Annotated in this window: 12 protein-coding genes; all 12 read right to left on the bottom strand. The window is 66.6% G+C overall.

Annotated features, from left to right (window positions below; translation table 11 throughout):
• Window positions 1–212: 212 nt before the first annotated feature.
• Window positions 213–1889 (bottom strand): amidohydrolase, encoded by a 1677-nt coding sequence (locus BWQ92_RS20995; protein ID WP_236783019.1) that lies wholly within the window; start codon window positions 1887–1889, stop codon window positions 213–215.
• Between the two features lie 67 nt (window positions 1890–1956).
• A complete protein-coding gene (locus tag BWQ92_RS21000) occupies window positions 1957–4851 on the bottom strand; it encodes a DEAD/DEAH box helicase (protein ID WP_076802917.1) in 2895 nt (964 codons plus the stop codon).
• A 24-nt stretch (window positions 4852–4875) separates the two neighbouring features.
• Entirely contained in the window at window positions 4876–5670 is a 795-nt protein-coding gene (gene tatC / locus BWQ92_RS21005; RefSeq protein ID WP_172411865.1) for a twin-arginine translocase subunit TatC, read from the bottom strand.
• A gap of 48 nt (window positions 5671–5718) precedes the next feature.
• On the bottom strand, window positions 5719–5988 hold the full coding sequence (gene tatA / locus BWQ92_RS21010) for a Sec-independent protein translocase subunit TatA (RefSeq protein ID WP_076802921.1): 270 nt from the start codon (window positions 5986–5988) through the stop codon (window positions 5719–5721).
• A 35-nt stretch (window positions 5989–6023) separates the two neighbouring features.
• Window positions 6024–6392, bottom strand: coding sequence for a hypothetical protein (locus BWQ92_RS21015; protein ID WP_076802923.1), 369 nt, complete (start codon window positions 6390–6392; stop codon window positions 6024–6026).
• A 10-nt stretch (window positions 6393–6402) separates the two neighbouring features.
• Window positions 6403–8394, bottom strand: a complete 1992-nt coding sequence (locus BWQ92_RS21020) for a helix-turn-helix transcriptional regulator (protein ID WP_076802925.1) — start codon at window positions 8392–8394, stop codon at window positions 6403–6405.
• 134 nt (window positions 8395–8528) lie between these two features.
• On the bottom strand, window positions 8529–8924 hold the full coding sequence (locus BWQ92_RS21025; RefSeq protein ID WP_076802927.1) for an FKBP-type peptidyl-prolyl cis-trans isomerase: 396 nt from the start codon (window positions 8922–8924) through the stop codon (window positions 8529–8531).
• A 50-nt stretch (window positions 8925–8974) separates the two neighbouring features.
• Entirely contained in the window at window positions 8975–9904 is a 930-nt protein-coding gene (locus tag BWQ92_RS21030; protein WP_076802928.1) for an FKBP-type peptidyl-prolyl cis-trans isomerase, read from the bottom strand.
• A gap of 113 nt (window positions 9905–10017) precedes the next feature.
• Entirely contained in the window at window positions 10018–11382 is a 1365-nt protein-coding gene (pafA, locus tag BWQ92_RS21035; RefSeq protein ID WP_076802930.1) for a Pup--protein ligase, read from the bottom strand.
• Between the two features lies 1 nt (window position 11383).
• Window positions 11384–12091: a proteasome subunit alpha gene (gene prcA / locus BWQ92_RS21040; RefSeq protein ID WP_076802932.1), complete on the bottom strand. Its 708-nt coding sequence runs from the start codon at window positions 12089–12091 to the stop codon at window positions 11384–11386.
• A 1-nt stretch (window position 12092) separates the two neighbouring features.
• Window positions 12093–12914, bottom strand: coding sequence for a proteasome subunit beta (gene prcB, locus BWQ92_RS21045; RefSeq protein ID WP_076802934.1), 822 nt, complete (start codon window positions 12912–12914; stop codon window positions 12093–12095).
• A gap of 84 nt (window positions 12915–12998) precedes the next feature.
• Window positions 12999–13199 (bottom strand): ubiquitin-like protein Pup, encoded by a 201-nt coding sequence (locus BWQ92_RS21050; RefSeq protein ID WP_076802936.1) that lies wholly within the window; start codon window positions 13197–13199, stop codon window positions 12999–13001.
• Window positions 13200–13269 lie beyond the last annotated feature (70 nt).

The following is a 13269-nucleotide window of genomic DNA, read 5'->3' on the forward strand; positions in this document are numbered from 1 at the left end:
CGCGCTGCGCGGATGGTGGAACTGTTTTCTGCTGCGCTGTGGACCCGCCCCCGGAAGCTCAATGCTACGGACTGGCCCGGGCGTGTCAACAGCACCCTGACCTGCCGGTTCATGCATTACCGCAGGTCAGAGGCATGTTATCCGCAGTTGCCGGAGTGTCATTGTGGCGGGTCCGCGGCTCCATGTGTCGCCGGATTAAGCCCGTCTGCAAGTTACCCGCGGAGCGCTTCGGCGGCGAACAGCTCCAGCCCATTCCGTACCGTCTGCAGGCACCGTGGATCCCGGCCTATGTCCAGTGCAGGCAGCAGCGGCGTGCGGGCGCGCGGGTCGGTGCTCCACGACTGGACCCGGTTGTCGGCCACCTGGACCATAAGCTCATCCACTTCCCACACAGCGAAGGTTGCGGGTGCGCCGGGTACCAGCTGGCCGGCCATGGGATTCTCGTAGCGGGCCGCGCGCCAGCCGGCCCGCGTGTGCCCGAGGAATGCAGCGCGGGCGGAGATCCGCTGGCCGGCGTCGTGGTGCTCGAGGCAGGCCCGCACACTGGACCAGGGACGGAGCGGCGTCACCGGGGTGTCGCTGCCAAAGCAGATGGGGACGCCGGCCGAATAGAAGGAGGCAAACGGGTTCATGCCCCGGCTGCGGGATCCGAGGCGCTGTTCGTAGAGCCGGCCCTGGCCGCCCCAGGCGGCGTCAAAGGCGGGTTGGGCGCTGACCGTCACCGAATACTTCGCCAGCCGGGCGATGGCGTCGGCGTCGGCCATTTCGACGTGCTCGAACCGGTGGCCCGCGGCCCGGACGCGCTGCTCCCCCACCAACGCGGCTGCCTCATCGAGGGCCTGCAGCGCCGCATCGAGGCCGGCGTCGCCAATGACGTGGAATCCACCCTGGATCCCCAGTTCTGAGCATGCCGCCAGGTGCGCCGCAGCCTCAGACACGGAAAGGTACGTGGTGCCGGTCTCGCCGGGGGCGTCGGCGTAGGGTTCGCGCAGGGACGCGGTGCGGGAGCCGATCGATCCGTCGATGTTCAGATCGCCGGCAAAGCCCCGGACCCGGACTCCGAGCTCGGCCAGCAGCGCGGCGGCCTCGTCCGCCGTCGGTGTCAGCTGTCCCCAGTACGGCAGCACTTCCGGAACCGGGCCCGAGCCAGCCGCGTCGTTCCACCCGGCGGCCAGCCGCAGGTCGTCCATGCTGCTGATCTTCGGCGCACCCATTTCGGCCAGCGCCACATACCCGTTGGCTGCAGCCTCATCCAGTGCGCGCCGCTGGTACTCCTGCAGTGCACCCGCCGGGAGCCGGCGCGTGGCCTGCCGCGCGGCACTGTGCGCCTGGCGCCGGACATGGCCCGGCGCATAGCCGTCCAGGTCCGCCAGCCCGGCACTTGCCACAAGCGAAGGCGAAACGAGGGCGGAATGCACATCGACCCGGGAAAGATACACCGGACGTCCCCCGGCGGCCCGGTCCAGCTCTCCAGCGTCCGGGAGCGTGGGATCGTCCCAGCGGGACTCATCCCAGCCATGGCCCAGCACTGCGCCGTTCCCGCCCGATGCCGCGACGGCGTCCAGCAGTTCCCGTGCCGACCGCACACCGCCCAGCTGCAGCGAGTCGAGCGCAATGCCGGTTTCCGTGAGATGGACATGGGAATCGACGAATCCCGGGGCAACAAGGGCGCCGCGCAGGTCGATGATGTCCATGGAGCTGTCGGCGATCGAGGTGGCCGCCTGCTCGGAGCCGACCCACGCGATGGTGTCGCCGTCCACGAGCACGGCAGAGGCGAAGGGATCGGCCGCTGTATAGACGGAACCGTTGCGGTACAGCGTGACCTTTGACGGTCCGTTTTTTGCCTGCGGACCGTTCCCTTTCTTCGGGCTGGCGGGGGCATCGGCCATGAAGGCGCTCCTTGCAGTGTTCATCGGAAAGTGAATAAGGCGGTTCAACAGTTGCGGGTGCGGGGTTTCAGCCCACGGTGGAGTAGGCGACGACGCCCCGCCTGATCAGCCTGATGGCCTCGGCGCAGAGCCGGGCCAGCCGGGGGTCCAGGCCGGGAATTTTGGCCAGCTGGTCGAGGAGGTCGATAACCTGCTTTGTCCAGCGCACGAAGTCACCGGCGGCCAGGTCCGTGCCGTTGAGGACCTCCTGGAGGTGACGGCCGCGCGCCCACTTGTACATGGGCCAGATCAGCCCCAGCTCTGGTTCTCCGGTGAGCGGGAGCTTGTTCTGCTCCTCCACGTCCTCCAGCGCAGACCACTCGCGCACCACGATGTCCACGGCCGTCTCAAGCGAGACGCTGGGCATGCGGGGCCGCAGGCCGCGGTCCTCGCGTTTTGCCTGGTACACCAGCACGCTGGCGAACGCAGCCACCTCCACGGCGTCGAGGTCGTCGAAGGCGCCCTGCCGCAGGGCCTGTGAAATCAGCAGGTCCTTTTCGCCGTAGATCCGGCGCAGCCGCTGGCCGTCGGTGCTGATCCGGTGCTGGCCTTCCTCGGCGGCTTCGAGGTAACCGTAGGCGGAGAGGACATCGCAGACCCGGTCGAATGTTTTGGCGATGGTGTTGGTGCGGCCTTGGATCTGGCGGACCAGACCGTCGGTTTCCTTGCGCAGCTTCCACCAGCGTTCGGACCACCGGGCGTGGTCTTCGCGTTCGCTGCAGCCGTGGCACGGGTGGGCGCGCAGGGCGCGGCGCAGATCGGCGATCTTCTTTTCCTGGTTTTGGAGGGCAGAGCCCAGCCCGAAGTCGGTGTTGCGGCTGTTCCCCCTCGCCGGCGGCCGGTTCTCCCGCAGTGCATTCCGGACGGACGAGGCCAGGTCACGCCGCGACTTGGGAACCTTGGCGTTGAAGGATTTGGGGATCCTGATCCGGGTCAGTGGCGTGATGGGCCCCTCAAGGTCGTCGACGCCGATCCGGCGCAGCTGGCTCTCCAGCGTCAGCACCGCGGGCCGCGGCTCGCGGGAACTGTGGTCCGAACTGAGGACCACGGCGAATCCGGGGGCCCTGCCTGCCGGGACATCCACAACATCGCCCGGCAGGAGCCGGCTCAGGGAGTCCTCGTTGAGTGATTTGCGCGCACGGGACTTGCTGCGCGAACTGAAATTCTCGGCGTCGGACAGTTCACGCCGCAGCCGCGCGTATTCGGTGAAGTCACCGAGATGGCAGGTCATGGACTTGGCGTAGCCGGCCAGGGATTCCTCGCGGCTGCGGACCTGACGGGCCAGCCCCACCACCGAGCGGTCAGCCTGGAACTGGGCGAAGGAGGATTCCAGGATTTCCCTGGCCCGCGGCCGGCCGAACTGGGCGAGCAGGTTGATGCTCATGTTGTACGTGGGCTGGAAGCTGGAATTGAGCGGATACGTCCGGCGGGAGGCAAGGCCGGCCACCGCCGCCGGATCCGTGCCCGGCTGCCACAGGACCACGGCATGGCCTTCGACGTCGATGCCGCGCCGGCCCGCCCTGCCGGTGAGCTGCGTGTACTCCCCCGCCGTGATGTCCACGTGGGATTCGCCGTTGAACTTGTCCAGCTTCTCCAGCACCACGGAACGGGCCGGCATGTTGACCCCCAGGGCCAGCGTCTCGGTGGCGAAGACCGCCTTCACCAGGCCATCGGCAAAAAGCTTCTCGACCACTTCCTTAAACGTTGGAAGCATCCCGGCGTGGTGGGCCGCGAAGCCGCGCAGGAGTCCCTCGCGCCAGTTCCAGAAGCCGAGCACCTCAAGGTCGTCGGTCGGGATGTCCTGCCCGGCTTCGTCCACGCGCTGGGCTATGATGCGCTGCTCGCGCTCCGTGGTGAGCCACAGCCCGGAGGCCACACACTGGCCCACGGCGGCGTCACAGCCGGCCCGGGAAAAGATGAAGGTGATCGCGGGCAGCAGGTCCTGCCGGTCCAGGCTGGCAATGACCTGCGGCCGGGTGGCCCGCCGCACCGCGGTCCGGGTCTCCTGCTGGGGCCGGTCGCCATAGCGCTGGCGCTGCTGCCGCCGCTGGCTGCGGCCGCCGTGGCCGAAGCGGCCCTGGAAGTTGAGCTGGCTTTCGGCCCTGGAGAGGCTCAGCAGTTCCGGGTTGACCTCGAAACCCCTCTTGTCCGCCTCATCGGCAGACGGTGCCGAAGGCAGGGATGCGGCGGAGTCGGGGCTGCCCGCAGGGGCGATTTCGTCGAAGGTGGTCTCGCTCGCGAACAGATCCACGATCTCGCGGCCCACCATGACGTGCTGCCAGAGGGGAACAGGCCGGTGTTCGGAGACGATGACGTCGGTGTCTCCGCGCACGGTGTCCAGCCAGGCGCCGAACTCCTCGGCGTTGGAGACTGTGGCGCTCAGGGATGCGACCTGCACCTCGCTGGGCAGGTGGATGATGACTTCCTCCCAGACTGCGCCGCGGAAGCGGTCGGCCAGGTAGTGCACCTCATCCATGACCACAAAGCCCAGATCGAACAGGGTGTCGGAGTCGGCGTACAGCATGTTGCGCAGGACCTCGGTGGTCATCACCACCACGGGCGCGTCGCCATTGATGCTGGTGTCGCCGGTCAGCAGCCCGACGTTCGCCTCACCGTATTTCTCCGTCAGCTCGGTGAATTTCTGGTTGCTGAGCGCCTTGATGGGCGTGGTGTAGAAGGCTTTCAGTCCGCGCTGGAGCGCCAGGTAAACGGCGAACTCACCCACGATGGTCTTGCCGGCGCCGGTGGGCGCGGCGACCAGTACGCCGCGGCCCTCCTGGAGCGACTTGCACGCCTGCCGCTGGAAGTCATCGAGTTCAAAGCTGAACGTGCGGGCAAACGCACCCAGATGGGTCTTGGCTTCCGCGGCCCGTTCGGCGCTGGCACGGTACCGTTCGGAGGGCGACGGAGTGGTGGTGGACATTCTCCAAGCCTAGCGGTGGGGCGACTAGAGATTCTTCAGCTCACTGCTCGGGGTTGCGATATCGGCTGTGGCCTCGGTCTCAGCGGCCCGCTTCACCGCCCGGCGCTCACGCCGCCGGTCGTTCAGGACACACAGGCCGATGGCCGCGAAGAAGAGCAGAAGCATGGGGCCGGCGAGGTAGAACATGCTCATCGCGTCGCCGCCGGGAGCGGCCATGGCCGCGAACAGGCAGACGAGGAACACGGTGATGCGCCAGCTCCTGATGAGCTGTTCCCCGCGGAGCAGACCGGCGAGGTTCAGCCCGACCAGGACAACCGGGAGAAGGAAGGCGATGCCGAAGGCCAGCAGCAGCCGCAGCACGAAGGACAGGTAAACCTGAGCGCTGATGAAGTTGGACCCGCCGGAGGGGGTGAAGTCGGTGAGGACCCGGACAGCATTGGGCAGGACCAGCCACGCCAGCGTGACGCCGCCGACAAAGAGCGGCACGGCGGCCGCGACAAAGGACAGCGCCAGCCGGCGCTCCTTCTTGTGCAGGCCGGGGACGATGAACGCCCACAGCTGGTACAGCCAGACCGGGCTGGCCAGGATGACGCCCAGGAACACGGACACCTGGATCATGAGGTCGAAGGAGCTCGCCACGCCGTCGAAGTTGAGGGACGCCTGACGCCCTTGGCTTTCGTTGAGGTCCCGGATCGGTTTGATCAGGGCCGCGAGCATGGGCTGGTAGACCATGAAACCCGCAACGGTGGCGAGCACTACGGCAATGGCGGACTTGAACAGCCTGTTCCTGAGTTCGCGCAGATGGTCAAGCAGAGCCATCCGTCCCTCAGGATTGGAGCGACGACTCATGGTTAGTGCCACGTACTCTTAGGCGCGGTTGGGGGGCGGAACGTCGTTTCCGTCTGCAGGACGGTTATCCGTAGCGGAGGAACGCGGGTGGTTGACGACGGTGCCCTCAACGGGATCCGAGCTGTCCTTGGCTTCCGGGGTGCCGTCCTTCTTCATTTCGCGGACTTCCGACTTGAAAATACGCATCGACTGGCCGAGGCTCCGGGCCATGCCGGGAAGCTTCGGTGCAGCGAAGAGCACCAAAGCCAGGACGATGATGATGATGAGATGCCAGCCTTCAAGCCTCATGGTGGGTGTTCCTTTCGTTTAGATACATCCTACGTTTATCTGAATTCGATGTCGCGCAGCGACTGGGGCTGGCCCCGTTCGGCCTTCCGGCGGACCCTGCGCTGGCGGCGGGCTTCCCTGCGGGCCTCTTTGGATGCGTGGTAATCATGGCGCACCTGGTGCGGCGAGGCGAAAGCAGCCAGACCCGGCGCAAGCCACGCGGAGTCCGGATCAGGAGCCGGATCGGTCGTGCCTCCGGGCACCGCTGCGGGAACCGGAAGACGGGTCAGCTTGTCCCCCGCTTCACCGAGCTCCTTGACCGTCGCCATGAACTGCCGGAACAGGCGTATCCCCATGAGGACGAAGAACAGCAGCGACAGCGACACAAGTGCCACCCAAATTAGGATCCAAGACCACCAAGGCATGCTGAGTAGTCTAGCTGGCGTAAATGGCCAGGGCCGCGTCAATCCAGTCCCGGGAGGCCCGCGCGAGTTCCCCGGGTTCCAGGATCCGTGCCGTTCCGCCGTGCTGGGCCACGAACATGGGCAGCCAGGAGGTGTTGCCGAACCGGATCTCGGCCACCAGGCCGCCGTCCGGAAGCGGCGCTGTCCGCTCGGCATAGTAGTCGTCCGCGAGCCCGGTGGCGCGGGCGGTGAGCTGGACGGTGACCAGGGTGTCGTCGTCGTTGGGGGTGAACAGCTTTGCCGGGAACCCGCCGTCGGGCTTTATCCCGGACGAGACGGACTTCCCGTTCGGGGCGAGATCCTCGATCCGGTCCAGCCGGAAATTCCGCAGCCCGGTCGCCGAGTGGCAGTAGGCCTCGAAGTACCAGGTGTTGTCCAGGGAATAGAGCCGGAGCGGATCCACGTCCCGTTCCGACAGGGTGTCCTTCTGCGCGGAAAGGTAAACGAGGTGCAGCTGCGAGCCTGACTCAATCGCGTCCCTGATGACCTCCAGGTTGGCTGAGTTGCCGGGCCCCACTTCCGGCCCGGACAGGGCAGCGGCGCGGAGCCCCTCCTCCCCTGCGGCCGCCATCAGCTTGAGCGTCACCGATTCAAGGGCACTTCCCTCGGCCAGTTCCGGCAGACCGTTCAGGGTCTCCAGGCCCGTGAGCAGCGCGCAGGCCTCGTCCACAGTGAAGCGGACGGGCCGGTTCAGCTCCATGGACTGGCTGATGAAAACGTGGCCTTCCTCCCACTGGATGTCCAGCAGCTCGTCCGGGTATCCCTGCGGCAGGCCGGAACAGATCAGGATCAGCAGGTCGCCCTCCAGTTCCTGGCGGGTCACCCCGAACCGTTCGGCGACCTCCTCGATGGGCAGCCCCTGGTTGCGGACCAGGAACGGGACCAGCTGCAGCATCCGCTTGAGCTGGTCCTCCGAGGTGCGTTTGCGGGTCCGCTTTCCGGCCCCGGCATGGGCGAAGGAGTACTGCGGCGCCGGCGCGGCAAGGAACGCGGCGGCATTCTCCAGACGGCGCTGCACCGCAGCTGACAGCTCCGCGGGGGCCACAACCTTCACGTTAGGGCCGTAGGAGGCCAGTTCCTCCCCGAGCACCTCAGCGTCACGGTAGGGAACCGTCAGCCGGTCCCGGCCGGCGTCGGACTCCCTGTCCGTGTTCCCGGACGGAGATCCAGCGGCGGCACGCTTGCGCAGCCCCAGCAGCTTGCCGCGCCGGATGTCAACCACGGCAGTGCTGAGCGGAAGCTCCGGAAGGCTGTTCAGTTCCGCACGGACGTTGAAGCCGGCGGGCGGCGTGAAGGCCTCCCGGTCAAGAATCGTTACCGCTGACGTGAAGCGGGACAACCGGAAAAAGCGCTTGGCGCCGCGGCCCCGGTCAAAGCCCACGAGGTACCACTGGCCGAAGCGGCTGCCCAGGCCCCAGGGTTCAACGATGCGTTCCTCTTCCTTGCCCGTGCTGCCGGCGAGGTAGAGGAAGCGGACGGCGTGCTGGGCGTGCATGGCGGCCACGAGGTCCTCGAACGCTTGGCCGGCGGGCTTGATGCGGGGCTGCACGCCAGCCGGAAGTTCGACGTCGGCCAGCCCGCCTGCCGCCTGCAGCTTGCGGAGCGCGTTGCTCGCCGCTGTTCCCAGTGCCGCCTGTTCCCAGAGCTGGGAGGCCAGCAGCAGGACCGTCCACTCGTCCGGGGTGAGTTCCACATCCGGAAGGCGGTTGGATTCCTTGCCGATCCGGTACCGGGTGGTGCCGGGATCGTCTGAACTCCAGCCCAGGTCGGTGACGGTCTCGACGTCGAAGCCGAAGTCGCGGAGATCGTTCTTGTCGCGTTCAAACATGCGGCCAAAGGCGGCGTCGCTGGCCGCGCCGCCGGCGTAGATCTTCTCCCGCAGCTCGCTGCGCCGCAGCCCGTACCGCGAGTTGAGCAGGGCGATCAGGAGGTTCAGCAGGCGTTCAGTACGTTGCGCGGACACCCTCGTTACGTTACTAAAACCGTTCCGGCAAAAACGCGAAAGCGCGGCAACAATCCGGAAAATCCTTCCGATTGTTACCGCGCTTGCGCTATACGGCGGTTGGGAGCCGGCGGGTGAGCCCGCGACCGTGGGGGTTAGCGGACGGCCACCAGGTCCACGACGAAGATCAGTGCCTCGTTCGGGCCGATGGCTCCGCCGGCACCGCGTGAGCCGTAGGCCAGCTCCGAGGGAATCTCAAGGCGGCGGCGTCCGCCGACCTTCATGCCGAGCAGGCCCTGGTCCCAGCCCTGGATGACCTGGCCGACGCCGACGCGGAAGTCCAGCGGAGCGCCGCGGCCCCAGGACGCGTCGAACTCTTCGCCCGTGGACCAGGCCACGCCGACGTAGTGCGTGGAGACGGTGTCGCCGGCCTTGGCCTCCGGTCCGTCGCCCTCAATGAGGTCGGTGATGACGAGTTCCGTGGGCACCGGGCCCTCGGGGAACTCGATTTCCGGCTTTTCACGGTCGAGCTTGCGCTGTCCGAATGACATGGTTGCTCCTTCTGTTTGGGCTGCTTGTACGGACTTGGGTCTTTGCTTGCTTACTTAACACCAAGGATGTCGACGACGAAGACGAGGTCGCCCTTGGCGTCACCCTGGCCGGCGTCGCCGTAGGCGAGGTCCTTGGGGATGACCAGCAGGACTCGGGAGCCGACGGTCTTGCCGGCCAGGCCCTGGGTCCAGCCCTTGATGACCTGGTTCAGGCCGAACGACGTCGGCTCGCCGCGGTCAAAGCTCGAGTCGAACTTCTTGCCACTGGCCAGGGCCACGCCGACGTAGTTGACGGTCAGGGTGTCAGTGGCCTTGACGACGGCGCCCTTGCCCTTGATCAGGTCCTGGGCGATGAGCTTCTTCGGGGCGGCGACGCCCTTGACGGAGATTTCGGGCTTGCCGTCCTTCTCGGTCACGGTCGGCAGGCCGGCGGGCGGAGTAACCGCATCGCCTTCCGGCTTCTCCAGGACCTTCGGTGCGTCCTTGGCCGAGATCACCTTGATGATCAGGAGCTGGGTCGGCTGCGCAGCCTGGCCCTCCGCCGCTGCCTTGCCCGGGATGGCGAGGGCGAGCTGGGAGCCCACCTTGGCGCCAACGAACGCGTTGTAGACGATGGCGCTGCCGGTCTTGAGTTCCTCGTTCAGTTCAATGGGCTCGGGGTCGCGGGGGAAGCTGTCGTCCAGGGTGGAGCCGTCCTTGGCGTTGAGGGCAAGGACGGAGATTTCAGCCACCTGGTTGGCCTTCACGCGGTCCCCGCTGCCTTCGGTGACAACCTTGACGGTGGCCTCGCTGACCTCGAGCGGCTTGGTGAATTCCACGCCCGGGGCTTTCTTGTCCCCTTTGTCCGTCAGCTTGAGCGAGTCGAACTTGGAGGTCTCGCCCGCGGACTGGCTGGTCGGCTCCGGGGCTGCGGGCTCCTGGCCACCGCAGGCGGTCAGCAGAAGCAGCGCGGGAAGAAGGATTGCTAGTAGTCGGCGCACGTAAAAACTTTCGTCGGGGCAAGATGGATGCCCTGCCTGTGGGGGTGCTGCAGGCGGCAGGGCAGTCAGGGCCGCAGAACGGCCTCTTCCAGAGTAACGCGGAAAGCTGGGTATCAGCCCATAGAGTCCAGAAGGGCATCAACCCGCTCGTCCACGTTGCGGAACGGATCCTTGCACAGGATGGTCTGGTGCGCGCGGTCGTTGAGCTTCAGATGGACCCAGTCCACGGTGTAGTCCCGGCCCAGTTCCTGTGCCTTGCGGACAAAGTCGCCGCGCAGCTTGGCCCGCGTGGTCTGCGGCGGGGCGTCCACGGCGTCCTTGATGGCCGTCTCCTCGGTCACCCGGCGGACGGCGCCGCGGGACTGGAGCAGGTAGTACAGGCCGCGCGCCCGCGAGATGTCGTGGTACGTGAGGTCCAGCTGCGCGATCCGCGGTGCGTCCAGCCCCAGCCCATGGCGCCTGCGGTAGCTGTCCATCAGCTTTTTCTTGATCGCCCAGTCGATTTCGGTGTCGATGGTGCTGGAGTCGCCGCTTTCGATGGCGCGCAGCGTCCGCCCCCAGAGGTCCAGGATCAGCGGGACGTGCTGGTTGTGGGCGCCGTTTTCCTCGACGAATGCGGTGACCTTGCTCAGGTACTCCTGCTGGATCTCCAGAGCGGTGAGCTGGCGGCCGTTCGCGAGCCGGACGAGGGCGCGGCCGCTCAGGTCGTGGGAAATTTCCCGGATGCTGCGGATGGGGTTTTCCATCCGCATGTCCCGCATGATCACCCCGGCTTCGATCATCCTCAGAATGAGGTCCACGGTGCCTACCTTGAGCAGCGCGGTGGTCTCTGACATGTTCGAGTCCCCGACGATCACGTGCAGGCGGCGGTAGAACTCGGCGTCGGCATGCGGCTCGTCACGGGTGTTGATGATCGGCCGGGAACGGGTGGTGGCCGAGGACACGCCCTCCCAGATGTGGTCGGCGCGCTGCGAGAATGCGTACGTGGCCCCGTGCGGTGTCTTCAGGATCTTGCCCGCACCGGCGATGAGCTGCCGGGTGACGAGGAACGGGATCAGGATTTCGGCCAGCCGGGTGAACTCTCCGCGGCGCGGAATGAGGTAGTTCTCGTGGCTGCCGTACGAGTTGCCGGCGGAGTCGGTGTTGTTCTTGAACAGGTAGACGGTTCCGTTGAAGCCCTCGGCCGCGAGCCTGGACTGGGCCTCATCCACGAGGTCGTCCAGGATGAGCTCCCCCGCCCGGTCGTGCGCGATCAGCTGGGCGAGGTCGTCGCATTCGGCGGTGGCGTACTCCGGGTGCGAGCCCACGTCGAGGTACAGGCGGGATCCGTTGGTGAGGAACACGTTGGAGGACCGGCCCCAGCTGACCACCTTGCGGAACAGGTAGCGGGCCACCTCCTCCGGTGCGAGGGGCCGGGAGTCCGGGCTCGAATAGGAAATCCCGAACTCGGTTTCAATGCCGAAGATCCTCTTGTCCATGTCAGCTCTCCTCAGCCAGCAGTTCCACAACGTCCTGGTTGGACAACCTGCGGAAAGCCCTCCGCGTCCCCCTGTTGCTTTCCGAACTGCGGTCCAGCAGCGCCACTTCCAAGGCCCTGGCCGGAGGATCCGGCGACTCGTTGTCCGTCGCCAGGCCCCGGACAGCGAGCCGGATCGCCGCCGCGAACGAGAGGTCGCGCTGCCAGCCGTTCTCGATCGTCCCGGACACTTTGTCCGCCTGCCCGCCCATCACAATGAAATTGTGCTCGTCCGCGATCGAGCCGTCGAAGGTGAGGCGGTACAGGTGGTCGAGGTCCTGGCTGGCACCCACCTCCGCCACGACGAGCTCCACCTCAAACGGTTTCTGCTCGGCGGTGAAGACGGCACCCAGGCTCTGCGCGTAGACACTGGCCAGACCCCGGGCCGTGACGTCCTCGCGGTCGTAGGAATAGCCGCGGACGTCGGCGTAGCGAACCCCGGCCTGGCGGAGGCTCTCAAACTCGTTGTACTTCCCGACGGCGGCGAAGGCGATTTTGTCGTAGATTTCGCCGATCTTGTGAAGCGAGGGTGACGGGTTCTCGGCGACCAGCGCAATCCCGTCCTCGCAGCTGATCACGATCACGGACCGCCCGCGTGCGATGCCTTTCCGTGCGAAATCCGCACGGTCCTTCATTAGCTGTTCGGGGGAGACATAAAACTGCTGAGTCATATCAGGCCTCCCGCCGGGCGGCAGCCCTGGACTCGATGATGTTTCCGGCGGTGGCGGCGAGTTCGCGCTCGGAGACCCGTCGGGCCCCGGCCCGGTTTACGGTGTACACCACTGGCCATAGTTGCCGCACGGGGTCGGGTCCGCCGGTGGCGGAGTCGTCGTCGGCTGCGTCGTAAAGCGACTCCACGGCTACGGTGATCGCGTCGTCCTCGGGCAGGTTGGGCCGCCAAAGCTTCTTCAGCGCGCCGCGGGCGAACATCGATCCGGAGCCCACGGCGTGGTGTTCCTGTTCCTCGTAGCGGCCACCGGTCACATCGTAGGAGAAGAGGCGCCCTACCCCGGCCGCAGTGTCAAAGCCGGCGAACAGCGGGACGACGGCGAGGCCCTGCAGCGCCATGGGCAGGTTGCCGCGGATCATCGCTCCCAGCCGGTTCGCCTTGCCCTCCAGGCTCAGGGATGTTCCCTCGATCTTTTCGTAGTGCTCCAGTTCCACCTGGAACAGGCGCGTCAGGTCGATCGCGATGCCTGCCGTGCCGGCTATGCCGACTACAGAGTGCTGGTCCGCGGGAAAAACTTTTTCGATATGCCGGCTGGCGATGATGTTGCCCATGGTGGCCCGGCGGTCGCCCGCCATGACGATGCCGCCGGCGTAGGTCATGGCAACAATGGTGGTGGCGTGGGGCACGGCAGGCGGCTGGCCGGTGGCCGTGCCCGTAGCGAGTGGTGCGTATTGGGGAAGCAGGTCCGGACGGTCGCGTTGGAGATGTTCAGTGAACGACGATGTCGCGTGGGCGGCTACCTTGTTGGCTGTTGTCTCCTGCACTGGTGCACTCCTTCAACGTGATGATTCGGCGGCTGTCCGGTACCTCTGGATCCCGTGCCCGGTGCGGGTGGTGTCCCTGCCGGTCTACTGGCCGCCCTTTTGCACGAATGCCCGGACGAATTCCTCCGCGTTGGACTCCAGGACGCCGTCGATCTCGTCGAGGAGGTCGTCAACACCCTGAGTGGACGCGGATGCCTGTCCTTCCGCGGGCGCCGGCGGTACGGGGACCTCTTCCTCGACCTCGGTGTCGCGTGGCTGCGGCTGCTGCTGCTCCTGGCCTGCCATGTCCTTCTCCTTCTTCCAGTCCCCCGTTCCGAAGGGACATCCTGTATGCCCATATTGCCACGCAAAAGGG

Origin of the sequence: Arthrobacter sp. QXT-31, assembly GCF_001969265.1 — a bacterium.
Classification (GTDB): domain Bacteria; phylum Actinomycetota; class Actinomycetes; order Actinomycetales; family Micrococcaceae; genus Arthrobacter.